Origin of the sequence: Geitlerinema sp. PCC 9228, from assembly GCF_001870905.1 — a bacterium.
Lineage (GTDB): Bacteria > Cyanobacteriota > Cyanobacteriia > Cyanobacteriales > PCC-9228 > PCC-9228.
The window spans coordinates 1-25,163 of sequence record NZ_LNDC01000011.1 but is presented as its reverse complement, the minus strand read 5'-3'; the positions used below and the strand labels follow the sequence as shown (position 1 = coordinate 25,163).

18 protein-coding genes are annotated in these 25,163 nt (G+C 49.9%); 10 read left to right on the top strand and 8 right to left on the bottom strand.

From position 1 onward, the window contains the following. Positions 1-107 precede the first annotated feature (107 nt). From AS151_RS00640 to AS151_RS00625, 4 genes are all read left to right on the top strand, one after another. A complete protein-coding gene (locus AS151_RS00640; RefSeq protein WP_071515139.1) occupies positions 108-1,187 on the top strand; it encodes a CHAD domain-containing protein in 1,080 nt (359 codons plus the stop codon). Positions 1,188-1,315: 128 nt separating this feature from the next. Then, positions 1,316-2,005 (top strand): Crp/Fnr family transcriptional regulator, encoded by a 690-nt coding sequence (locus AS151_RS00635; RefSeq protein WP_084639311.1) that lies wholly within the window; start codon positions 1,316-1,318, stop codon positions 2,003-2,005. Positions 2,006-2,237: 232 nt separating this feature from the next. Next, positions 2,238-3,653, top strand: a complete 1,416-nt coding sequence (locus AS151_RS00630) for an amidase (protein WP_071515138.1) — start codon at positions 2,238-2,240, stop codon at positions 3,651-3,653. A gap of 96 nt (positions 3,654-3,749) precedes the next feature. Next, complete coding sequence (locus tag AS151_RS00625; RefSeq protein WP_071515144.1) at positions 3,750-3,980, top strand: hypothetical protein; 231 nt, start codon at positions 3,750-3,752, stop codon at positions 3,978-3,980. Between the two features lie 374 nt (positions 3,981-4,354). Here the strand turns inward: AS151_RS00625 and ilvC are convergent, their stop codons facing one another. Next, a complete protein-coding gene (gene ilvC / locus AS151_RS00620) occupies positions 4,355-5,350 on the bottom strand; it encodes a ketol-acid reductoisomerase (protein ID WP_071515137.1) in 996 nt (331 codons plus the stop codon). 267 nt (positions 5,351-5,617) lie between these two features. On the opposite strand from ilvC, the gene AS151_RS00615 reads away from it, so the two are divergent. Further along, entirely contained in the window at positions 5,618-5,968 is a 351-nt protein-coding gene (locus tag AS151_RS00615) for a hypothetical protein (protein ID WP_071515136.1), read from the top strand. A gap of 360 nt (positions 5,969-6,328) precedes the next feature. Here AS151_RS00615 and gltB read toward each other — a convergent pair whose 3' ends face one another. Together gltB and AS151_RS00605 are read right to left on the bottom strand one after the other, a co-directional pair. Further along, positions 6,329-11,074, bottom strand: coding sequence for a glutamate synthase large subunit (gene gltB / locus AS151_RS00610; protein WP_084639309.1), 4,746 nt, complete (start codon positions 11,072-11,074; stop codon positions 6,329-6,331). Between the two features lie 601 nt (positions 11,075-11,675). Continuing rightward, positions 11,676-13,388 (bottom strand): ABC-ATPase domain-containing protein, encoded by a 1,713-nt coding sequence (locus AS151_RS00605; RefSeq protein ID WP_071515135.1) that lies wholly within the window; start codon positions 13,386-13,388, stop codon positions 11,676-11,678. A 271-nt stretch (positions 13,389-13,659) separates the two neighbouring features. Here AS151_RS00605 and AS151_RS21810 point away from each other — a divergent pair, with 271 nt between their 5' ends. Beyond that, entirely contained in the window at positions 13,660-13,818 is a 159-nt protein-coding gene (locus AS151_RS21810; protein WP_211517476.1) for a hypothetical protein, read from the top strand. A gap of 173 nt (positions 13,819-13,991) precedes the next feature. Here AS151_RS21810 and AS151_RS00595 read toward each other — a convergent pair whose 3' ends face one another. Further along, complete coding sequence (locus AS151_RS00595) at positions 13,992-15,479, bottom strand: aminotransferase class V-fold PLP-dependent enzyme (protein ID WP_211517475.1); 1,488 nt, start codon at positions 15,477-15,479, stop codon at positions 13,992-13,994. Between the two features lie 115 nt (positions 15,480-15,594). Between AS151_RS00595 and AS151_RS00590 the strand changes: the two genes are divergently transcribed. The 3 genes from AS151_RS00590 to AS151_RS00580 all read left to right on the top strand — a co-directional run bounded on the left by AS151_RS00590 (position 15,595) and on the right by AS151_RS00580 (position 18,549). Continuing rightward, on the top strand, positions 15,595-16,272 hold the full coding sequence (locus AS151_RS00590; RefSeq protein WP_071515132.1) for a response regulator transcription factor: 678 nt from the start codon (positions 15,595-15,597) through the stop codon (positions 16,270-16,272). A gap of 39 nt (positions 16,273-16,311) precedes the next feature. After that, on the top strand, positions 16,312-17,751 hold the full coding sequence (locus AS151_RS00585; RefSeq protein WP_084639308.1) for a HAMP domain-containing sensor histidine kinase: 1,440 nt from the start codon (positions 16,312-16,314) through the stop codon (positions 17,749-17,751). Positions 17,752-18,066: 315 nt separating this feature from the next. After that, positions 18,067-18,549 carry an adenylate/guanylate cyclase domain-containing protein gene (locus AS151_RS00580; RefSeq protein WP_071515131.1) on the top strand — a complete coding sequence of 161 codons (483 nt, stop codon included), beginning with the start codon at positions 18,067-18,069 and terminating at the stop codon, positions 18,547-18,549. A gap of 20 nt (positions 18,550-18,569) precedes the next feature. On the opposite strand, the gene AS151_RS00575 is transcribed toward AS151_RS00580, so the two are convergent. The 3 genes from AS151_RS00575 to AS151_RS00565 all read right to left on the bottom strand — a co-directional run bounded on the left by AS151_RS00575 (position 18,570) and on the right by AS151_RS00565 (position 22,487). Then, positions 18,570-20,309, bottom strand: coding sequence for a methyl-accepting chemotaxis protein (locus AS151_RS00575; protein ID WP_071515130.1), 1,740 nt, complete (start codon positions 20,307-20,309; stop codon positions 18,570-18,572). A 100-nt stretch (positions 20,310-20,409) separates the two neighbouring features. Continuing rightward, entirely contained in the window at positions 20,410-21,819 is a 1,410-nt protein-coding gene (locus tag AS151_RS00570) for an aminopeptidase P family protein (protein ID WP_071515129.1), read from the bottom strand. Between the two features lie 32 nt (positions 21,820-21,851). Continuing rightward, positions 21,852-22,487 carry a TetR/AcrR family transcriptional regulator gene (locus tag AS151_RS00565; RefSeq protein WP_211517474.1) on the bottom strand — a complete coding sequence of 212 codons (636 nt, stop codon included), beginning with the start codon at positions 22,485-22,487 and terminating at the stop codon, positions 21,852-21,854. A gap of 109 nt (positions 22,488-22,596) precedes the next feature. Here AS151_RS00565 and AS151_RS00560 point away from each other — a divergent pair, with 109 nt between their 5' ends. Continuing rightward, positions 22,597-24,216 (top strand): pitrilysin family protein, encoded by a 1,620-nt coding sequence (locus tag AS151_RS00560; RefSeq protein WP_244532790.1) that lies wholly within the window; start codon positions 22,597-22,599, stop codon positions 24,214-24,216. A gap of 107 nt (positions 24,217-24,323) precedes the next feature. Here the strand turns inward: AS151_RS00560 and AS151_RS00555 are convergent, their stop codons facing one another. Continuing rightward, on the bottom strand, positions 24,324-24,920 hold the full coding sequence (locus tag AS151_RS00555) for an Npun_F5749 family FMN-dependent PPOX-type flavoprotein (RefSeq protein ID WP_071515128.1): 597 nt from the start codon (positions 24,918-24,920) through the stop codon (positions 24,324-24,326). Between the last annotated feature and the right edge of the window lie 243 nt (positions 24,921-25,163).

Genomic DNA, 25,163 nt, shown 5'->3' with positions numbered 1-25,163 from the left:
AATGGGGCTAAAGCCCCACGAGGCGCTTTTCCTCCCCGCGCTAAAGCGACGGGGATTCCAAGCTACCGAAAGTTTTACTTGAACGCAACCAGAAGGGGGGCAATCTTATGAACACGATGGTTTGTCAATCCGTCACCGTAGGCGAGCAAGCTTCTACAGCTATTGAGAAAGCTTTTCAAAAAGCCACCAAATACGAGCAACAGGTTCTCAAAGACAAAGACCCGGAATACCTACACCAAATGCGGGTGGGAATGCGCCGATTGCGTTCGATTATTCGTACTTTAGCGGTGGCCTTGGAATTGCCAACCGCCGCCAGCGATAAAAAAATCGGTAAAGTAGCCCGCCGTTTGGGAACTTTACGAGATTTGGACGTATTGATGGCCGATTTGTCCGAAAATTACCTCGCCTATCTACCCACCAAAGAACAAAAACAGCTGCAAAAGAGCCTACAGTTGCTAGAGGAAGAACGTCAAGATGCTCTCGCAGAAGTGCGTTCCACCCTCAAAAGTAAGCGCTACCTGCAAATGAAACAGCAGCTGCAAGAGTGGCTGGCCCATCCCCAGTACCGCAGCATTGCTGATATGCCCTTGCAGTCGGTTTTGCCAGATTTGCTAGGACCAACCGTCAGCCAGCTTTTCCTGCATCCCGGTTGGTGGGTTGGGGTTCGCTACAGCGACGGCACCTGGTTGCCAGATCGAGATTTATCCCCAGAAGGCATCGAAGGTCTGTACGCCGAGCAGGGGGAATGCCTCCACGACTTACGCAAGCAGGTGAAGCGGGTTCGCTACCAACTGAGTTTGTGTGCCTATCCCGAAGATGCCTACAAAGATGTGGTCCAGGAAATGAAACAAATTCAGGATGTTTTGGGGGCCATGCAAGATTCGTTGGTGTTAGAGCAAGTGTTAACCCAACGCCACCATCGCAACTGGCAAAAATCTATGCCAGTTCTCAGCGATCGCTTGCAACAAGTTCGCCAACAGTACTGGCAGCAGTGGCAGAATTGGCAGCAACGGTACCTACTGCCGCAAGTGCGCCAACAACTACGCGAACGCATTATCGGCGCTCGCACGCTAGCCGAGAGCGAGGCTTCAGAAGAGGAAGCAGCAGAATCTGCTGGGAAAGATAGCTATTCCCAAATTGCCCAAATCCATGCCTCGTTGGTAGATAGCAGTTCCGCCAACCACTAAAAGCAGCTTGCGTTCAAGGAATTTTAAGCAGATGATTACCTTTTCTTTACCTATGTAAACCATATTTGTATTAATCTGAATCCAGGTAACCGCAGTAGCCAGCTATCATGCGGCTGGTTTGGATAGGCATGCCAACCATTTTCGAGAGCATTTTAGAAACCAAGCGCTGCGATTCTCATTCTGAGACGCTTCGCGATCGCATAGGGGAGCGTCGCCTGCTTTTTTACGAGAAAGGGCAAGCGATTGAAACCAAAATCCACGGTATCTGGCAGGTATGCAAGGGGTACGTGCAGGTAAGCACTCTCTATCCAAGTGGGGAAGAAGGCTTGGTAGGTTGGGTAGGTCCATCCATGTGTTTTGGGTCTTGGTTGACTTCACTGCAAACCTATCAAGCGAAAGCGCAATCGGACGTTTATCTAACCTGGTATCCCATGGCCGAGATCGAATCCTCGCCAACGCTGGCACAGCAGCTACTACCGCAAATGAACCGGCGGTTGCGCCAAGTGGAAGCATTGCTGGCGATCGCGGGGCAGCGTCGAGTGGAAGCGCGACTGCAACAGCTTTTGCAACTGCTCAAACAAGAAATGGGAGAAACCACTCCCCAAGGAACCCGCATTGGCATTCGCCTAACCCACCAAGAAATCGCCAACGCCATCAGTACGAGCCGCGTGACCATTACCCGTTTGTTAAGCAAATTTCAGAACCAAGGCATTCTCAGCTTCGACGCCCAACGGCACATTATTTTGAAAAAGCATCTACCTATCGCCCTTGAGGAAGGGTCCCTGCTTAAACCCAGTCAAGTTCCTCAAGTCCATTAAAAAACCACGCGATGTGTTGCCCGTCATATTCCCCGTTTCCCGGCGGGGAATCGTTTTTTGGGCAAGTTCTACCCAATCTGATGTACATAAACCCACAAAAATTTAGGGGTAGCGCCCCCGTGCCTACCCCTGCAAGCTCCCGTCTTTTTTCGTCAGTTTGCTAAAATGAAACGGCAATTGCGTCCTTAACTTCGCATGCGTCGCCAATGAAAGACCAATCGGGAACCTCTCCATGTCAGAGATCGATTTCGCATTTCAACCAGCTTTAGAACAAGCCAAACGCATCCGGCAGAAAGAACTTTCTCCCCTGGAACTTCTGGATTTTTATTTAGAAAGAATTGAACGATACGACAGCAGGGTGGGTAGCTATTTTACAGTCATGCCAGAACTAGCACGTCGGGATGCCCAAGCCAAAACCGAACAACTGGCAGCCACCAACGACCCAGCTTCCCTGCCACCTTTTTTCGGGGTTCCTCTACCCATTAAAGATTTAAATGCCGTCGCGCAAATGCCCTGTTCCGCTGGTGTGGCAGCTTTGCGCGACCAGATACCTGAGTACGAAGATGGCATGGTGACTAAACTCCGGCAAGCGGGTTTTGTTTTGCTGGGGAAAACCGCTACTTCCCAACTGGGTTCAATGCCTTATACGGAACCCAATGGCTTTCCCCCTACACGCAATCCTTGGCATTTAGAGCATACCCCAGGTGGTTCCAGCGGTGGTGCAGCAGCGGCGGTGGCAGCGGGATTGTCGCCGGTGGCACAAGGGTCCGACGGGGGAGGTTCTATCCGCATTCCCTCGGCTTGTTGCGGTTTGCTGGGGATTAAACCTTCTCGCGGTCGGATTTCTTCGGCACCAGTGGGCGATCGCTTGCACGGTATGGCGACGGATGGTCCCATTGCCCGTACGGTGGCGGATGCGGCAGCAATGTTGGATGCCATGTCGGGATATATTTGGGGAGACCCCTACTGGTTGGGCCAACCCAATCCTTCTTTTTGGGAAGCAACCCACCAAGCCACCGGTTCTCTGCGAATTGCCTACGCTACGTCGATGCCGGGATTGCCACCTGCCAGCGACATCGCCAAACAAGCGGTTTTGGATACGACACAACGCCTGTGCGAACTCGGTCACGAAGCTACGGAAGCCTGTCCGGATTTTCAAGGGTTGGTGGAACCGTTTACTACCATTTTTGCCGCTGCTGTGTCTTCTGCTGGGATGGCCAAGTCGGCGTTGGAACCCATTAACCGCATGTTGGCTGAAAAAGGCGAGCAAATTTCCGCCGGCGAGTATTTGCAATCTATTCGCCAGTTACAAATTCTGGCACGGCAGATTGTGGGGTTTTTCCAAGATGTGGATGTGTTGGTGTTGCCCGTGCTGTTGCATCCCCCCATTCGCGTTGGCGAGTGGTCGCAGTTGCCTTTGGAAGAAATTTTGGATCGGATTACTCGTTGGATTGCCCCCTGTCCGCCTTTTAATGCTACCGGACAACCCGCGATCGCGCTGCCTGCCGGATTTGATGGCAATGGCTTGCCGGTGAGCGTGCAGTTGGTGGGCAAACCAGCCGCAGAAGCAACGTTAATTGCGGTGGCTTCCCAGCTCGAAGCTGCCTATCCCTGGTACCAGTACTATCCGGAGGCGTTTGCGGGGTGATGCCTTCGTCGGGGGCGGTTTTCCCCCATGCCGGTGCGGTGGTTTTTGAGCAAAGATGGAAGTGGATCTGCACCATCGTTTGAGGTGGAAGGAACTATGCAACAGAAACCCCTGCGCGTCCTCATTCCTTTTTTTTTGGTGGTTGTGTTTATTGCTTTTGGCGATCGCTTTTTGCCGGAACCGCTCAAAAGTGCCAGTGCCAATACCCGCCAAACCCTCAATCAAGTGATGATGGGGTTGGTGCCGAACAACTGGAAACCCGGTGTCGATCCCAACGAAAGTGCGGAAGAAGCTTTTGAAAAGCTGGATGAAGAGAAAAAGAAATAGGCTTGGTTCTCACAGGGTTGACATTTTTTGTTTTTGGGAATAAAATGAATATATACATAGGGTGGTGGAAATCGCCATAAAAAAGGGGAGGTTGATGGGGACGCCTTTACCCAAACATCTAGGCTGCGCAAAAATAGGATTTGTTGGTATAAAATATTGACAAAGTAGCAACCAAATGCCTCCTCTCGTTTCTTGCCAGCCATATATCTTCTACAATTTCTAACAGATAGGGGCACTTCGCAAAGCGCCCCTACAAAACCCCCAAATAATTTCTTGCAGACCTTTTAGAAAAGGGTATGAGAAAGGGGGCTTGAGATTTCTACAATTTTGCCGGAATTTGTAGATTGGAAAGGAAAGGTGCGGCGACTCGGGTCCTATCGTTTTTTCAGCCAGCTAAACATAGCCCGCAAATCCTTGCCAACTTCCTCGACAGGGTGTTCTGCTTCTTTGCGGCGCATGGAAGTAAGCACCGGACGGCCGGCTTGGTTTTCCAATACAAACTCCCGAGCAAACTCGCCCGACTGAATTTCCTGCAAAATGCGTTTCATTTCCGCGCGGGTTTGGTCGTTGACGATGCGAGAACCGCGGGTATAATCGCCAAACTCCGCCGTATTGGAAATGCTGTAGCGCATGTTTGCCAAACCGCCTTCCACCACGAGGTCCACAATCAGCTTCACCTCGTGCAAGCATTCAAAATAAGCTAGTTCCGGCTGATAGCCAGCTGCTACCAAAGTTTCAAAGCCAGATTTAATGAGAGCGCTAAGACCGCCGCAGAGAACCACTTGCTCGCCAAACAAATCGGTTTCCGTTTCCTCACGGAAGCTGGTTTCCAAAATCCCAGCCCGGGTACCGCCAATGCCCTTAGCATAAGCCATAGCGCGATCGCGAGCTTGCCCAGAAGCATCCTGTTGCACCGCAAACAAACAAGGAACTCCTTCCCCTTGTTCGTAGGTACGGCGGACCAAATGCCCCGGACCTTTGGGGGCAACCATCACCACATCCACATCCGCGGGAGGATCGATTTGGCCGAAATGAATATTAAAGCCGTGGGCAAAGGAAAGCACCTGGTTGGAGCTTAAATGGGGAGCAATTTCTTGTTGGTAGATGGTTTTTTGTACCTCATCGGGAAGCAAAACCATAATCCAGTCGGCAGCCTGGGCAGCTTCCGCCACCGAATAAACCGTCAAACCTTCCGCTTCGGCTTTGGCTTTGGACTTGCTACCGGGGTACAAACCCACAACAACATTTACGCCGCTTTCTTTTAAATTGAGGGCGTGGGCGTGACCTTGGGAACCGTAGCCGATAATTGCCACAGTTTTGCCCTTCAGGAGGTCTAAATTGGCATCTGCGTCGTAGTATAGTTGCGCCATGATGGGCGTCTCCTTTGCGATTGCGATAGGGTAGCCTGCAAATTTTCCATTGTATCCCAACTCGCCAGCTAGGAAAAATCCCGCATTTGGCCGCCATTGTGCCCTCGTTTTTGCTCCCCTTTCGATCGCGATCGTTGCCAAAAGCGATCTCGATCGCGATATCGTTCCGGAAAAGAGGGCATTCTAAGAGTAAGAGAAACCTTAGTATAGCACTTTCCCTTCTCGGGGTGCTACGGGCGACAGCAAATCCTAGCGAGGAAACCACCCATGTTTTCGCAACCCAATTTTACAGATCGTTCTTTACAGGAGTCTTTCTACCAAGCACTCATCCTCCACTTTTGCAACGGCTTGGATGTAAGTACGCAAAATCTCCTACAAATTTGCCACTTTGGTTTTGCCCCCGACAGCGAGGGCGAACGAACTTTCTTTATTGTCGCCACCGAACAGGAAGTTGCCAAACAATTGGTAGAGTATACCGATCGAATTATCGAACGTGTCTGCGATCTTATGCCAGGCATTGCCAAAGTAGCCATCTGCTTTCAGCCACCCAACAGCAGTGCTCAAGACTTCGACGCCCAATATATGTTAGGGAAAGTATTTTCCGTCAATTACGAATAATCAAAAATGGGGATACGCTATCGGTATCCCCGTACAGTTCAAACGATCGCCAATTGACACTCTCACGAATAGAATTCGTGAGATTCTCGCTTCATCGGGCCTAGATGGATTCGCTATGCTAACCCATCCCCGGCGACATTGCCCTCGACGAGCATTTTTCCGCCCTGCCCGGACGTACTTGCAACTGCTTTTCTAAATTCTAGCACATCAACTTGATTTTAACGGCGGCTAAAGCCGCACGGGTCGCTTTTCATCCCTGCTTTAAAAGGTCAGGGCTTTCAAGCTCCCGATTCATCCCGGTAAGAAAAGCAGGGAGAAAGAGAATTTCCCCCTACTGAAAGCATGACCACCGGTGGTTGGTTATGCTTTCCTTGCGCCCAGGGAAGCCGAGGCAACGGCCACTTTTTCCTCTTCTTGGGCTTCGGGATTGGCAACCGGCGTATTTTCCTCAGAAGGCGGTACCACCTGAGCAAACTTGGGCAGATATTCCGACCAATTGGCCAGAATCTGCTTCGCCTTGTTGCTGCCCGTCCGTTCGGCGTAAGCAGCAATTAGGTCTTTGAGTTGTTTTTCGCCAGCGGCGGTGCGAACCCGCTGTACCTTCACAATTTCGTGGTTCACCCGTTGTTCAAACGTACCGTCTTCGTCGAGGAAGTAACCAATACCGCCAGTCATACCAGCACCGACGTTGCGTCCTACTTTGCCCAAAGCAACCACAACGCCGCCGGTCATATATTCGCAGCAGTGGTCGCCAGCACCTTCAACGACCGCTCGGGCAAAGGAATTGCGCACTGCAAATCGTTCGCCGGCGATGCCTTTGGCAAACAGGAGGCCACCAGTAGCCCCGTAGAGGCAGGTATTGCCCACGATCGCATTTTGGGCGGGGTCGAAGGTGCTGTTGGGGGGAGGCACAATGCAAATTTCGCCACCGTGCATGCCTTTGCCTACGTAGTCGTTGGCTTCCCCGACCAATTTCAAGGTCATTCCCGGTAAGGTAAAGGCACCAAAGCTTTGACCGGCACTTCCGGTGAAGTTTAAATGAATTTGACCTTCAAAGTTGGTATCGCCGTACTTGCTGGCAATGTATCCCGCCAAGCGACCGCCAACAGAACGGTCGGTATTGAGAATTTTGATGTCTTTGGTGACACTGCTTTGGTTGTCAATGGCTGCCAGAATGTCTTTATCCTGCAACAGTTCGTCGTCCAACACCGGACCGTTGCTGTGGACTGGTTCGTGCTGGGTCCAGGCGCGGGTTTCGTCTTGGGGGAGGTCGGTGAGGCAGTGGAGGTTTAACGCTTCTACTTTGGTCAACTTCGCGCCCTGGCGGGGGGTTAGCAAGTCGGAACGTCCGATGACTTCATCCAGACGGCGATAGCCCAACCGTGCCAGCAGCGATCGCACTTCTTCAGCCACGAAATAGAAGAAGTTCACCACATGTTCGGGTAAGCCGGTGAACCGCTGCCGCAACCGTTCTTGCTGGGTGGTAATGCCTACCGGGCAATTGTTGGTATGGCAGATGCGTGCCATGATGCAGCCTTCGGCAATCATGGAAATGGACCCGAAGCCGTATTCTTCTGCGCCCATTAAAGCAGCCATCAACACATCCCAACCGGTGCGGATGCCGCCGTCTACCCGCAGGATGGAGCGATCGCGCAGGCGATTTTCCATCAACACGCGATGGACTTCCGTCAGTCCCAATTCCCAGGGCGATCCGGCATGCTTAATCGAACTTAACGGCGAAGCCCCGGTACCGCCTTCGTGACCGGAAATTTGGATGACATCAGCGTTGGCTTTGGCTACACCAGCAGCAATGGTGCCAATACCAATAGAAGACACCAGCTTCACGGAAACCCCGGCATGGGGATTCACTTGGTGCAAGTCGAAAATTAACTGCGCCAAATCCTCAATGGAGTAAATATCGTGGTGGGGCGGTGGTGAAATCAAGGTCACCCCGGGCTTGGAACGGCGCAGCTTGGCAATGTAGCCACTGACCTTGCGACCGGGCAACTGACCGCCTTCACCAGGCTTGGCCCCTTGGGCAATCTTAATTTCGATTTGCTTGGCGTTCATCAGGTATTCGGGGGTGACCCCAAACCGTCCCGATGCCACCTGTTTGATTGCCGAAGAAGAGGTATCGCCGTTTTTCAGACCTTTCAGGTGCGGACGCAGTTGGGAATGACCTTCTTCGTCCACATCGTTGAAGACTTTGAAGCGTATGGGGTCTTCCCCACCTTCGCCGGAATTGGACTTGCCGCCGATGCGATTCATGGCAATGGCCAGTGTTTCGTGTGCTTCTGGCGATAGGGCACCTAAAGACATGCCCCCGGTGCAGAACCGCTTGACAATATCTTCCACCGGTTCCACTTCGTCTACTGAAATGGATTCGCGATCGCTTTGGAAATCCAACAAGTCCCGCAAAGCCGTTGCCGGACGGTTTTCCAATTGCTGCTTGTACACCTGGTAGTGGTCGTAATTTTTCTGACGGACTGCCTTGTGCAGCACCTTGGACATATCGGGATTGTTGATGTGGTATTCGCCGCTGCCGCGATACTGAATCAACCCCCAATTTTCCAGTTTCTTCAGGTGGGGGAAAGCTTTCCCGTGGAACTCCTGAATTTCCCGATTTAAATCTTCTAGATTCAAACCACCAATGCGGGAAGTTGTTCCCACAAAGGCCAAATCCAACAGTTCCTGGCCGATGCCAATAGCCTCAAAAATCTGCGCCCCTTGGTAACTGGACAGCAGCGAAATCCCCATTTTCGAGAGGATTTTCATCAAGCCCATCTCCATGGCATGGCGGTAGTTGTTCAACGCATCCGCCAGCGATAACGGCTCGATTTTGCCCCGTTCCATCATTTTTTGGGTTTTGGGGTCCTGCCACCAGTGACGCACGGTTTCCCACCCCATGTAGGGGCAAACCGCACTGGCACCGTAGCCAATCAAACAAGCGGCGTGGTGGGTACTCCAGCACTGGGCAGTATCCACCACAATAGAAGCCTTCATCCGCAACCCTTGGCGAATCAAATGGTGGTGCACCGCACCCACTGCCAGCAGCGGCGGAATGTAGCTGTGGGCATCATCGAGGTTGACAAAATTTCCCTTATCTGATAAGAAGCGATCGCTAAGAATCAAAATTTTGGTTCCAGCTTGGACCGCTGCTGCTGCCCGCTGACACAACTGGTTGATGGCTTGGCGGAGTCCATCCCCACCGGAGGCTACCTCAAACAGGGTAGATAGGGTTTCCGTTGGTAAACCAGCTTCCGGAATTTTTTGCAGTTCTTCATCGGCCAGCACTGGCGTTTGCAGCTTCACCAAATGGGCGTATTCCGGCTTCACATCTAACAGGTTCCCCCGTTCGCCCAACAGCATTTCCAAAGACATCACCAACCCTTCGCGCAAGGGGTCAATCGCCGGATTGGTCACCTGGGCAAAACGCTGTTTGAAATAGTCGTATAGCAAGCGGGGTTTGTCCGACAGCACCGCCAGGGGAATATCATCCCCCATACAGAAAGTCGGTTCTTTCCCCTGTTTGGCCATGGCTTCCACAATCATTTCCACATCTTCAGAAGTATAGCCAAAGGCCATTTGCTGTTGGGGCAGCTGGTCTTTGTCAATCCAGGTACTGTCGCCGTCTTGAAAAGATTCCTGAGCAACGCAGAGGCGGTATTGTTGCAGCCATTCCCCGTAGGGATGGGCTTTGGCCACTTGTTTCTTGATATCCCAATTTTTGAGAACTTGCTGCTTTTGCAAATCCACAGCAATGGTTTGTCCGGGACCCAAACGACCTTTTTCCACGACTTGGGAAGCAGGCAAGTCGATGACCCCAGCTTCGGAAGCCACCACCACCAAACCATCTTCCATTAACGCATAGCGTGCCGGCCGCAAACCGTTGCGGTCCAAAGCGGCACCGACATAGCAACCATCGGTAAACACCAACAGCGCTGGACCGTCCCAGGGTTCCTGCAAACCGTTGTAATATTCGTAAAAATCTACAACTTCGTGGTGCTCTTCCAACTCCGGTTGGTTTTGGTAGGCTTCCGGCACCATAATGGTCAGTGCTTCCAACGGGGAACGACCGGAACGCACTAGCAATTCTAGTACGTTGTCCAAGGTGGCGGAGTCGCTGTTTTCGCGGTTCACCGTGGGCTTGAGATCCTCAATGCGATCGCCCCATACAGGAGAATGTAAATCCGACTCCCGTGCCAGCATCCAATTGGTATTGCCCAACAGGGTATTGATTTCCCCGTTGTGACCCAGCAGGCGCATGGGTTGTGCCAGGGGCCATTTGGGCATGGTGTTGGTACTGAAGCGACGGTGGTAGACGGCAAAGGATGTTTGGTAGTCGGGATTTTGCAGATCTAAATAAAAATCTCCCAGGACCGCCGAACGTACCATGGCTTTGTACACGATGGTGCGTCCGGAGAAAGAACAGAAATACAGCTCTTCTTGCCAGACAATATCGGATTCCCGTTGCAGCACTTTGCCAATGGAACGGCGTGCCAAATACAGTTGCCTTTCCAGGTCATCTCCCGACTGCGGCGAAGCGACGACGATCTGTTCGATTTCGGGGGCCACTTCGCTGGCTTGCGGTCCTACCACGTCTCGGTTCACTGGAACTTGACGCCATCCCAGCACTTGCAAGTCTTCTTTTTCAATGACCGCATTGACGATTTCCCGGCAGCGAGCGGCTTTATTTTCGTCTTGGGGCAAAAAGACCATGCCCACACCGATGCTGTGCCCGTTGGCAACGGTTTTTCCCTGTTCGTTCAGCCACTGGTGAATAATTTTCCAAGGAATGGCTGCGGTGATACCAGCGCCATCTCCAGAATCCGAGTCGGCACCACATCCACCCCGGTGTTCCAGACAAGACAGGGCCGAGAGGGCTCGATCTAGAATATCGTGGTGAAGTTCGCCGTTGGGATACGCCAAAAAGCCCACACCACAGGCATCTCGTTCTTCAACCAACCACTGCGGTTCGGCGGTGCTCACCGCTTGCGGTTCCGCATGGGAAGAAGCTGCCCAAGCTGGGGAGACGGACGGCTCTGCAAGTGGATGTTCTGTGTTGGTGGGGTGGAGATTGTTGGCGTTTTTGCTTGGATGATTCATACAGCAATACCTTATGTTTCTTCGATCGTTGCAGGAGTTGGCTGGCAGGGGCAAACGGTGATTCGCTCCTGCTGCGAGTGCGCCAACTGCTCATTTTCTGCGGACAACCCAACCGAGGTTGCAAGGCCATCGCGGCGGCTGTCGGCGCAAGCAGGGGATTGGTCCCTATTTCTTTGAGAGATTGAATATTCGATTACGTAGTAGAAAGAAGGACAAAATTTGCTGGGGAAACCGCTTCGCCGATTCTCTGGCGATGGTCGGGTCCACTGTTAGCGGTGAGGGGTTCCTAGATGCTTTCGATTGACATTTTTACTTTGAGTCGTTGAGATTACAAGGTCTTCTCATGATGCCACATTTTTGTTCCCAAATGCTTGTACCTAAGGCTCAATTGGAGCAATTTGGGCGGGAATTGTCCTCCCTTTGAGCGCCCAAGTTATTATTTGTTGATAATCTGTGGGTTTCTATAGAGGGGAAACGATTTCGCCGGCAAAGCTGGCCAATTCTAGCAGATGGGGAAATGGGGACTGACGCTGAGCTGCGTGGAAGTGACGGATGGGGATGGATGGCGATCGCATTTTCCCCATTTCCCTAGAAAAATTGGTTAAATACGAACTTGCAACGTACGCAAGCGATTGATGGCAGCGGCAAGTTCCAAGCGGCGAAATTCAGCTAAATCTCCTTCGGGAAACCGGGTAAGCACGTCCAAGCCTTGTTCTTGGACATCGGCCATCACCCGGTCGAGGATTTCGACTAAAGACAGCTTACCGTTGACGTATTCTTGTTTGAGATAGACCAAAGCTGCTGCGATCGCGCGTAATTGGGAAGATTCCGCAATTTGTTCCACTGAGGACAAATCGATATCTTCCTTGCCGAAAGAAATAGCATCCACATCGCGAACTTTCACTTTAACATCGCGTTTGCCACTGCTGGGGTCGAGGCTGTTGGGTTGGATAATGCGGGAACTAATTTTACCAAACATTTCTCCCCCTTCACTTTCACGACCAGTAGCATATTCAGCAGCAATGGCTTTGGCGCGGTCGGTGACATCGTAGGGAAGGAAGTTTTCCATGGCAATGGCACGGTCGGCGATATCGAAGTAGTCGCCACTACCCCCCATCACCAACAACACGGAAACGCCCAAATCTTGGTACAGCAAGCGAACTTTATCGATAAACGGGGTAATAGGTTCTTTATTTTTGGCGATCAACTCTTGCATGCGGCGATCGCGTATCATAAAGTTGGTAGCGGCGGTGTCTTCGTCTACCAACAATACTTTAGCCCCGGCTTCTACGGCTTCCACGATATTGGCTGCTTGCGAGGTACTGCCACTGGCGTTGGTGGTGGAAAATTGGGTGGTAGACCGTCCTTGGGGTAGGTCGTTAATAAACGGCGAAATATCTACCCCAGAAACGCTACGACCGTCTTCGGCACGAACTTTCAAGGCATCGGGATGGGTCACCACCAACTCGCGACCGTCGCTGGGAATGTGATTGTAAATTCCCGTTTCGATAGCATTGAGCAGAGTAGATTTGCCGTGGTAGCCGCCGCCAACCACCAAGGTGATGCCGGTGGGAATCCCCATGCCTTCGATGGGACCGCGATTGGGGCAAGTAAATTCTACTTTCAGGGATTCGGGAGATTGGAAAGGTATAGCCCCTTCGGCGAGGGGTCGGTCGTCTACACCGCTGCGCCGGGGTAAAATAGCGCCATTGGGAATAAAAGCGACCAGGTTCTGTTCTTCTAGCTGCGATCGCAACCAATCGGCATCTTCTACAGTTTCCACATGTTTTTGCAGGATTTCTGCGTCTAAAGCATCGTATTTGAGGGTTTCGTCTACCAGTTCGGCAATGTCGTCGCACAGCAGTTCGGCAGCTTGTTTGCCCAAAATGCGCCGTCCTTGGGCTGGCAATCCCACCAAAAATCGTGCTTCTACATAGTCATCATCGACGTTGACGGCGGTTCTGGGCAAAACGGTCTGTCCGACGCGTACCATTTCAATGGTACCGCTGTTGCCAGTTCCCCGCCGGCTGCTGATTTTGTGCGCTTTTTTGCGAAACTCGCGGGTTAGATAGTCTCGCAAAGCCACTTCCCGACTGGCGGAACTGTAGGTTTTCTTGGGAAAATCGGCAATATTTTGCGGTATCTTTACCCGCAGTTTGCTGGGAGAAGCGAACGGATCTCCTTGGACGTGTTCGATAATGAGGGTAAAGTCTGGAAACTTGTAGCTTCCCTGAATATCTTTATAAGCTTTATAGCTGCGGCGATCGAGGTCAATGAGTTGTTGGCGCAAGCCAGCGGCGTTGTCTCGTTTCATCAGTCAATTCGTTTCTATACTTCCTACACAACCTGCCACACCAAAGTATGTTGGGGGTAGAGGTCCAAAATCAACAATTTAGAGCTAGGTGCCCCCTACAAGTTGTTTCTCGATTGCGATCGCGATCGCTTCTTGCATGGTACAGCGATCGCATCCATAACCACAAAATTCCGCAATAATGGTAAGCGCTTGAGGTTTGTTATGCCGAAGCCCACCGCTTATGTATACAGAATGTTCTAGGACTGTTCCTTCGGCGACCCACCTGTACCTTTTGTTTTATCAAATTTGGCACTCAGGCTCTCTGAATACAGAACAACGGGCTACCATTCAAAAGACCCTTCTAGAAACCGACATGAGTGCCGACGAACTAGCAGCTATCGATCGCATTGTTCATGCCGTTCGCCGTGGATGGCTAACCATGGTTGATTGACATCGCCACGAATCCCCCTTGTTCGTTGCCGGATTCTACGTATTCGATTTGGGTACCCAAATCCCTACAATCAATGGTTCGTTATCCCCATGACAGTGACCAAACGAACGAGTAGCTGCGATCGCGTATTAAAACATCCTAACAAAGATTTCCTGCTACCAGGTGGGGTATCTTCATTGATGATTGTGCCAAAACGCATCAATCCCAGCAAACAACTTATCAATTTCTGTTTGGCTAGTATAAGGATTTAACAATACCGCTTTTAACCATTGTTTTTGCTGGTACCGATGGAGCGATAAGAAAGTATTATACTCTTGCAACAAAAATTTCTGCAATTGTTCGTTGTCGCGATCGCTAGCTGCCAGGCGAAAACAAATAACATTGATTTGCGGTTCCGTTGCCAGTTGCAAGTAAGAACGTTCCCGAATTGCCGCCACAAAATAAGCCGTCAGTTCGTAACTTTGTTCGATCAGACAAGTATACCCTTGTTTTCCCAAGTGCTGTAACGACAACCAAAGCTTCAAAATATCCGCATGGCGGGTTCCCTGTACGCTCACTTCCCCCAAATTCCACCATTGAGGCGATCGCTGCATGTAAGGTGCCTCAATTTGAAAGGTATCCGCCAACCCAGCAAAATCCCGAAACAGCACCATAGAACAAGTTTTCGCCACGTACAGCCATTTTTGGGGATTAAAACTCACGGAATCGGCATTTTCTATCCCGTTGAGATAGTGTTGGTATTGGGGAGAAAACACCAAAGCCCCCCCATAAACCGCATCCACGTGAAACCAAAGCTGGTACTGTCGGGCAATTGGGGAAATTTCCGGCAGCGGGTCGATATTCCCAGTAGCCGTAGTTCCCGCCGTCGCCGCGATCGCAAAAGGCATTTTCCCCGCATCCCACGCTTGTTGAATAGCCGCTTCCAAAGCATCCACGCGCATTTGGGCATTTTCATTGGTTGCCACGCGCACCACCCCAGACGTTCCCAAACCCAACACCATGGCTGCTTTTTCTAAAGAGGTATGGGCAGCTTCCGAAGCCAAAATTACCGGTTGTTTCCCCAAACCAGCAATTCCTTTCTCTTGTACAGACAAGATTGCATTGCGCGCCACCGCTAAAGCTTGTAAGTTGGACAGGCTGCCACCGCTGAGTAAAATTCCACCAGCGCGATCGCCCAAGCCGAACATTTGCGCGAACTGACGCAACAGCAAAGGTTCCAAACGGGAAAACAGTGGCGACATTTCCACGCTCAGCATATTGTTATTCAACGCAGCCGCCACCAAATCTCCCACCAGCGACATGGTGGTCGGAATCGAATCCATGTGACCGATATACCCGGGATGCGCCGCATTCATAGAAGTTTCCACAATTTGCTGTAACTTTGCCAGCAGTGTCGATTCTGCGGTGGCATATTCGGGAATTTCCGCCAAATCTTCCCCAATATTTAAATTATCGGGAAGGGGATGGCGGCTAGCGGCTTGGGTGGTATGAGACAACACCACTTCAACAGCTTCGGCAATCAACTGTTCGATTTGGTGGCGGTTGTTCCCTTGAGGATCGATAAAAGAAAGCTGCGGCAAATCGCGATGAACCATGAAATTAGCCAATAGCTGGGATATTCGTTGGCAACTGGCGGTGCTGGGAACCAATAATGTTTCCATTGTGCCACGTTCGGCAAAGTTCCGTTGTTCGGGAAGAAATCAACGGGAAATCAATTCTGCATCGAAATTGCTATCCTAGCATATAAGTAGCAACTAGAAGCTTCCCAGCACGAGTATGAAAATTTTAATTGTCGAAGATGACGATAGAATTGCCTACCCTCTCGCTGAAGCTTTGCGCGATCGCAATTATTCTGTAGAAATCGCCAGTGATGGGGAAATTGGCTTGGAATTTGCCTTGGGATTTCATTTTGATTTAATTGTTTTGGATCTCATGCTACCCACATTAGATGGCATTACCCTATGTCGTCGCCTGCGAGACAAAAGGCTATCTACCTTGGTTCTAATGCTCACTGCTAAAGATAGCAACGAAGATAAAGTGGTTGGTTTGGATGCTGGTGCCGATGATTATATTATCAAACCTTTCGATCTATCGGAGTTATTGGCTCGGGTACGCGCTTTGTTGCGGCGATGCCACCTTAGCTACCAACCCGTTTTAGAATGGGAACGTTTAACCCTGCATCCCGATCGCTGCGAAGTGCGATACAATGATACCTTGCTAAAGCTGACTCCGAAAGAATACGGTTTGCTGGAAGTGCTCATGCGTCATGGCAGCCAGGTTCTCAGCCGTCAGACCATTTTGGATCGCTCGTGGGAGTTAGACGATACCCCTGGTGAAGAAACGGTTAAGGTTCATTTACGCAGTTTGCGGAAAAAACTCAAAAAGGCTGGTGCCCCAGCCAATCTCATTGAAACGGTTTACGGGTTGGGATACCGACTCAATCCCAATTTATAAGTTCTTTTGATTTATATCGTTTTTATTTGAATTGTGATTATGGCAGTTTTTTGGAAAATTTTCCCGCAATTGATTCCCAGAAAAGGTTCTGTCAAACCATCAAAAGAACCACATGAAAGAATACGCAACCGTCTTTTATTGCTGTACATGGGAACCATTGGTACAATTTTAATTGTTTTTACCTTATCTGTCTATGAAGTTGTCGCCCGCGATCGCTACCAGCAAGTCGATAATAAATTGCAACAATTAGCGGCTGCCGGGGCAAGTACCCTGGATTTGCTCCAACATGAGTATGAAGAGCTTAGCGAACATCAAAAATATAACAGCTATCTTTCTGGTGATGGCGAACAGAAAGTGGGTTCTATCAGCGTATCCCAGCTCATGGGTAAGTATCGCGCCCAATCTATTTTAGAAATTCCCCAAAAACATAAAATGTCGGCAGATACCAGCATCCAGTGGTACGACCAAAAAAAGCAGTTAATGGTTCACGAAGGGGATTTGTCGGTAGAATCCCCCCTGCCGGAAACTATTCCCCCATCTGGTTTTTTCCGAGAGCAAGGAGAAATTCGTAGCTATATCGTACCCAGTTATATTTCTTTGCCATCCGGCGATCGCCAAAAACTTGGCTATATTCGAGCAAGTGCCGATATGGACTTTTTACATGCAGAGTTGGCTCGCCTGCGTTGGGGATTGACCATTGGTGGTTCCGTTGCTTTTCTATTTGCTTTGCTAGGTAGCATTTGGTTGGTTCGCGAATCCCTCAAGCCAATTTTAAAAAATTTAGAACAGCTCAAACAGTTTACGGCGGATGCTTCCCATGAGTTGCGCAGCCCTTTAACGGCAATTCGCACTTCGGCTGATGTCATGCAGCAGCATCTAGAACGGATTCATGCCAGCGATCGCGATAAGGTTAAGGCGATCGCTAGTGCTTCCGAACAGATGAGTTCTTTGGTAGAAGATTTACTTCTCCTGACGCGAATGGACAATCAATTAGACAATCCCCCTTCCTTACAGCCGATTCCCCTAGATGAGGTTCTAGAGGATGTGGTAGATATGAAAGAAGCGATCGCGGAACATAAAAACATCGCGCTACAATCCCATATAACCAATGATATCTGGGTGCGTGGAAATGGCAAACAACTCCAACGCTTGGCTCACAACCTGATTGACAATGCTTTGCAGTATACGCCAGCCGCAGGAACGGTGGCAGTCACTCTCAAATACAGTCAAGATAAAGCCATTCTATTGGTGGAAGATACGGGAATGGGTATGACGCCAACCCAACAAAAACATATTTTTGACCGTTTTTGGCGCGCCGATAAAGCTCGCACTCGCCGCGAGGGTGGTTCGGGATTGGGTTTATCTATTGTGAAAGCTATTGTTACCTGCCATCAAGGTAGCATTTCCGTAACCAGCGAACTCGGAAAAGGCAGTTGTTTCCAAGTTCAGTTACCGGCAATCCCTCATCCTTCTAAATAAAAGGGATGTAGATATTTTATTGTCTTGCTATTGTTATTATTTTGTACAAACAAATAATTATTTTTTTGCAGCTTAGATGTTTGGGTAAAGGCGTCTCAAAAAAACCTCCCCTTTTTTATGACGACCGAAATCGCCCTATCTTGAAAACAATATAACATAAATTTGGCAATTTTGTCAATAGCAGTTGCAAAAATGGGAAACTACTGGTAGCGATACATAGCCAGCAAAAATTTTCAGTTCTTCCCGAATTCTTTACTTTTCGGTGGCAGGCTTCATTAATAGAAGCAAACCAAGACCACCATTAGGAGACGGAAAATGAACTCGAACGCAGTTAAACTATTTCAAAACACTACTTTGGAATCCATGGTACCCTCAGTTACCCTGAGTCGCGATGTTGGCGAAGCTGGAGAAGCTGGAGAAGCTGGCGACGTAGATGAGAGGGATGACGACGACAATATTAATGACAGGGATGATGATATTGACGATACAACCGATCGCAGTATAAGCGATACAGACAATGGCAATAGTAGCCAGAATAACAATTCTGACAATCCGCTAGATAGCGAGTCATTAGAAGGTTGGTTTGGTAGCAGCGAACTACGTACCTACACGGCTATTGGCGATGTGGTGAATACGGCGAGTCGTTTGGAAAAGGCAACGCCACCAGGAGAAATCACAATTTCCGATGCTGTCTACCAAGCATTTGGGGAAGATTTAGCCGTCAAATCTTGCCCGCCACTGGTGGTTAAAGGCAAGGAAGCACCCCTAACGGTTTGGCGATTGTCGCTGGATACTTAAAAAGCAACCTACGGGGGATATTATTGCGAATTATTCTCAACAGGTTGGGATTTTGCCTGCGAATCTGCGATCGCATTATTATCCAATTCTTGAATTGTATCCACCAGTTTCTGAATTGACTGTGCTTGCTGTTCTGTGGAATTAGAAATCTCTTGAGAACTGCGTACTACTTCCTGCAAAGAAGCATACACGCCATTAAAGGTTTCCGCCGATTGTTGGGATAAATTTACCCCCGATTGCATGGCTTCCGTTCCCGATTCGGTGGTGTTGGTGGTACTTTGAATGCCAGATTGAATCTGGGAAACCAAATCGTGAATTTTTTCTGCCGACTGGCGGCTGCGGTCAGCCAATTTGCGAATTTCCGAAGCCACCACCGAAAATCCTTTCCCCTGTTCCCCCGCACGCACGGCTTCTACCGCTGCATTCAGGGCTAGCATATTGGTTTGATTGGCTAAATTGCTCACCAGTTCGGTCACCGTACCAATCTCCCCAGTATTATTATTCAACGCATTCATTTGCTCGTCAATCTGGGCGACGGCATCTTTTAAAATCTCCATTTGTTCCAAGGTAGCATCCACTGACTTAGTTCCCCGATCCATTAGAGATAAAGCTTGTTCGGCTTGAGCTTTAGAAGTAGCTGTTTGTTCTGCTACCTGTTGGGCAAAATCCTGTAGCTGTTGCAAGCGCTCCATAGCATCATCTATCCAAGCTTTTCTTTGTTCTTGATATGCCAAAATTTGGTTCTTTTCTTGTAAAAGGGAATTTTTCTCCTCAATTTCCTGTTGCAGTCGCTCGGTTTGCAGAACGGTTTTGCCAGCTAAAGGGCGTAACAACCAGACCATGCCGACGCTTCCTATCCCAGCTAACAATACAATAATAATTGAAATATTGCGCAATCTCTTATTCAAAGACCCATAAAGGGCGGCATTATCTCGAATGACAGCAACGCCCCAATTGCTGTTTTCCACGGGGAAATAAGCCATGGTTTGCGATCGCGTTGGCAACTCCCGAACCCCCTGTTCTCCGGTAATCGCCCGTTTCATCACATTAGCAAGCGGTTCGGAAAGGGTTTCGCTGCCATCCTGCAAGGGAAAGAGTAAGTCGATATTGGTGCGATCGCTGCTGGCAAGAATCATATCGCCAGTGTTCCCCAATTCTTCTTGGTAATTCCCAATCATCCGGCGCAAAGTTCTGGTTCGAAATAAGACCACATCCGTTCCTACCCGGTTTTCGTTGTTATCGACAATCGGTGCCCCCAACACCAAGTAAGATTGCCCTTGAATGTCAATCGGACCCTCGACGCTCACTTGGGTGGAAGTAGCGGGAGGGATAGACCAATATTCGTTGGGAATTTGTGTGCCAACACTCACCGCCAGCCGTTGGTTGCTGCCCAAACGAGCAATTCCGGCAACAGCATCCGACTTGCGCAAGGCATCCTGTAAAATGGGGGAAATATTTTCTCGAAATTGCGGTGGTTCCAACTCTCCTTGGTTGTATCCTTGTAAAAGCTGTCGCGCGCGGGTACGGCTGGTGATTTGTAGGGCAACGTTTTTGGCTTTAGAAAGAAATTCCTCAACCGCCATGGTACGGGTTTGGACGGTGGATTTTAAATTTTCTTTTTCTTTCGTTTGTAGTTGGTTGTATAACGGCAAGATACTGACGCAGGCAACAATGGCACTTGCAATGACAATCCCTGCTCCCGACCATAAAGTGATTTTGGTGCGTAATTGCCTGACGTTATGGGAACTGTTTTCGTTCATTGCTGAATAAAAAATAACTTATGACAAATTTCATTTGGGAGAATATTAGGAAAATAGCTCTCCCCCACCTCCTGGAGAGAACCTGGCATGGCAGAGATGGCTATTGCGGTTCGATGGGTGAGGGCGTATTGCTTTTTGGTGCGTGCACCAACTGTTCGATTTCCGCAGCGGCTGTGGGCAAATCGGCAGTGAGCACTTCGTTGCCTGAGTTCGTAATTAAGACATCGTCTTCGATACGAATGCCGCGTACGTCTTGAAATTGCGCCAAACGTTCCCAATTTACCACTTCCTGGTAGCGCTGTCGCCGTTGCGGGTCGTTGAGAATGGCGGGAACTTGATAAAAGCCTGGTTCGATGGTGACGAGCATTCCCGCTTCTAGCATACGGTTCAAACGTAAAAAAGCCAACCCAAAGCGATCGCAACGCTGCCTGCCGGGGGCATATCCTGCCAAATCGCCCAAATCTTCCATATCGTGTACGTCTAACCCCAACAAATGACCGACGCCGTGGGGGAAAAATAAGGCATGGGCGTCCATTTCTACTAGATTTTCTGGGTTTCCTCGCAAAATTCCTAAATCGACCAAGCCTTGTGCGATGGTGTGGGCGGCGAGGAGGTGCAAATCCCGATATTCTACGCCTGGTTGGGCTTTTTCAATGCAGGCGTCGTGAGCTGCCAAAACCACGTCGTAGATATCCCGTTGGGTAGGGGAAAAGCGCCCGCTGACCGGCCAAGTTCGCGTGACGTCGGATGCCCAGCCGCTGGGGGTTTCGGCACCGGCGTCTGCGAGCAACAAATCTCCCGGTTGAATGGTGTGGGTATACACTTCGTTGTGTAAGACTTCCCCCTGCACGGTGACGACGCTGCTGTAGGCGGGGGTCATGTTGTGGGCGAGGAAAATTCCTTCTAACGCGGCACGAACTTCTGCCTCGGTTTGGGCGTGGGGGGTGGCTGCCATGGCGGCTTGGTGGGCAGCGACGGTGACGGGGCTGGCTTGGCGCAATTGGTCAATGGCGGCGGTGTCGTGGCACAGGCGCAGGGAAACAATGACATCTGCCAAAGCCCGATCGCGATCGCTTAAAGGCCAGTCTACCGTTCTTTGCAGGAGTTGGCTTTGCTGGATGCGGATGCTGTCGTCGGGGTGGGGAATGGTGGCAGCATCGGCGGCATGTTGGGAGGCGGCTGCGAGGTCAAATGCCGCATCCGCACCGATGGTGGTGGCTAGGTCGTCGCGTTGGGGCATTTCTCCATGCCACAAAACTTCCCCAGGATCGGGATTATCCACATACAGTTCCGTGCGATCGCCATCGAGACGCAAAATGGCATTTTCTATATTTAAGCCGGCAAAATAGAGAAAATGACTGCTGGCACGAAAGGGAAAGGTATTGGCGGGAAAGTTGCGCGGGGCGCGTTTGCCCGACCACAACATCACCGGGTGCTGGAGTTGCTGGGTGAGGTGGCTGCGGCGTTGCTGTAATGTGGATAGATCGAGGGTTGTTTGTTGGTTGTTCATGAATCTGTGGATGGGGCGACAACGACAAGTTGTTATTCTGGAACCAAAACGCCATTGAGGAAAATATCGGCGAGGGTTTCTGCCATTTCCTGCATGGCTTTGGGGGAATTTTCTTCTTCTAAAATGGTAGAAGAGCTAAATCCGGCAATGGTGAACATGCCTAGGAAAATTTTGGCCACATGTTTGGGGTTGAGGGGGCGATAGATGCCACGGTCGATGCCGGTTTGGATAAAGGCTTCGGTGACATCCATCATTTTTTCGATGACTTCTTCTTGAATGCGATCGCGCAAATCCGGGTGAAATTGGGCTTCTAGAAAACAAACTCGCAGCAGATCGTTGTTGCGATTGAGCGACAGTAGCCGTTGTTTCATTACCTGGGAAACGGCTTTGTAGCTGCCCATTTCGCTTAAGGAGGTGAGCAAATCGGTCAGGATTTCTACCCATCCCTCGGTGGCAATTTCGATTAAAATGGCCTTTTTGTTGGGAAAATGTCGGAATAGGGTGCCTTCGGCTACGTTGGCGGCTGCTGCCAAATCCCGTGTGGTTGTGCCATCATATCCATGGTGCGCAAACAGACGTAGTGCCGCTTGCAAAATTCGTTCCCGACAAGCCACTTGGGAGGGGGAATCGGTGGTTGACACTTCTGGAGATTGAACGTTGGGTGACATTTCCATAAAATTTCCTGGTTTCCTAAACGACTGCATTCGGTACTATAATTGTGCGATTTGACATTCTACCTTCCCAAAAAAGTTTCTAACTTCTTTACATTCTGGTTCTATGTTTGTCAATACCTGTTTGACTTTCCCAGCTATCCAAATGCGTTTAAAAAATGTTGTTTCCTCTTTGGTTTCCTCCCTTGGGCAGCTATGGCGGCGCGTGGGTTGGATCGCGATCGCTTTGAGTTTGTTTTGCTGGAGTGGATGGGCGACTCCTGCTTTTGCCGAAACAACCAACAATCCCGACCGTTCCATTCAACCCTATTTGGAACGAGTTAGCGAAAGCATTAGCGAATTTCGCCTGGATAACGGGATGAAATTCATTCTCATGGAGAGACATCAAGCACCGGTGATTTCCTTTGTTACCTATGCTAACGTAGGTGGCGTTAATGAACCGGAAGGGAAAACCGGTGTCGCTCATTTTTTGGAACATTTGGCGTTTAAAGGCACCCAAAAAATTGGCACCGAAAATTACCAAGCGGAAAAACCGCTTCTAGAAAAACTCGATCGCATTGCCAAACGCCTGCAAGCTGCTAAGGCAGCTGGCGATACCCAAAAAGTCGAACAATTGCAGCAAGCGTTTCAGAAAGCACAGCAAAAAGCCAACAGTTATGTCAAGCAAAATGAGTTCGGGCAAATTGTGGAAAAATACGGCGGCGTCGGTTTAAATGCAGCCACTTCGGCGGATGCTACCCGATATTTTTACAATTTTCCGGCGAATAAATTAGAGCTGTGGATGTCTTTGGAGTCGGAACGGTTTCTAGAGCCGGTTTTTCGGGAATTTTATCAGGAAAAACAGGTGATTTTAGAAGAGAGACGCTTGCGTGCGGATAATTCTCCAGTGGGGAAATTAATTGAAGAGTTTTTAGAAACGGCTTTTCAGGAGCATCCCTACGGGCAACCTGTGATTGGCTATCCAGAAGATTTGCGCAGTTTGACTCGCGAAGATGTGCGGGATTTTTTCCAGACCTATTACGTTCCCAGCAATTTGATTGTGGGGATTGTGGGGGATATCGATCCCAAACAGGTGAAAGAACTTGCCCAAACCTATTTTGGTCGCTATCCATCGCAGCCAGAACCTCCGAAAGTAACAACGGTGGAACCTCCCCAGGAAGAACCCCGGGAAGTGACGTTGCGGTTGCCTTCCCAGCCGTGGTATCTGGAAGGGTATCATCGCCCGGCTTTAGACCATCCCGATAGTACCATTTACGATGCGATCGCGGGGATTTTGAGCGGCGGTCGTACGTCGCGTTTGTACAAATCTTTGGTGGAAGAGAAGCAAGTGGCGTTGAATGCCCAAGGATTTAATGGTTTTCCTGGCGATCGCTTTGCGAATATAATGTTATTTTATGGCAGAACGGCACCCGACCGCTCGGTGGAAGAGTTGGCAAATGCTCTCCATGGGGAAATCGAACGCCTAAAAGCCGAACCGGTGACCTCTGAAGAGTTGGAAAGGGTGAAAGCTCAATCCCGTGCCAGCTTGTTGCGGCGGTTAGATTCCAACCAAGGCATGGCCAATCTATTGCTAGAATACGAAGCCAAAACTGGTGATTGGCGCAATTTATTTTCCGAGTTGGAAGCCATCGAACAGGTTACCGCTGAAGACATTATGCGGGTAGCCAAAGAAACTTTCCAACCGGATAACCGCACTGTTGGTAAAATTTTGCCTGAGGAGTCTTAAGAAATAGAGGCATGGGGGCATCGGGGCGTCGGAGCTTCGGATAAAACAACCAATTGTATCTCCCATGCACCCGGTGCTCCCAGGCTCCCACGCTCCCACCTCAGAGACTAGGGATTGACTTCCCTCATTTGCCATTCTAGGGATGCTTCTGTTTCTTCTAGTTCGTAGATATAGCGATTTTGGGGTTCCCCGCGTAAGAGGAGATAGTCTACTTTGATGGGATCGAGCAGCAGCAGACAAAAATTGTCGAGGGGTTTGGTGGCGTCGGGAGCCGTGTTTTCAAAAGCTTCTGGTGGGGTGCTATTGCGATCGCTACCGGGATGCGGCCAGGTAAACTGGTTTCTAGCTGGATCGGATATATTTTGCCAAGTGGTATAGCGCGCTTTTTGTAGGGCTTCTTCTTCCCGATGGGCATCCACCAAATCGAGAGTGCCTAGCAGTCGAAACTGTTCGCGTGTTTTGGGAAAATACCAGCAAGCTTCCGACCAGCTACAATGTTGCATTTGGGTGATTTTTTCGCTGCGAATATCGGTGATAAATTTCAACCGATTGGTGTTTTCTAAAAATCCCCGAAACACAACGGTGCGGTTCGCTGGTCTACCGCTAAGATCGAGAGTGGCTAGTTGCAAGTAACGTGCGTACACCAGACTACGGTTGCGGTGCAAAGCACGTGACAAGGGCGATCGCCAGGGAGCAGTGGTCATAGAAGTATAGCAGAATGAGTGAAATTAGCGTTTTTCAGACGACTCAGCTGGGAAACAGCACGATAGTGAAAAAGTTACTGCTACTGTTGTAGCCTAGCATCGTTAGAATGGCAAAGATAGCGATCGCATTTTTGTCAATTTGCTAACCGTAGTAGTACGGACTAACCTAATCACTGTACAAAAATCGACATTCGTGTTGATTGCGTTCGGTTAGTCCAGCCTTGGTCTCGTAGCAGACTCCGT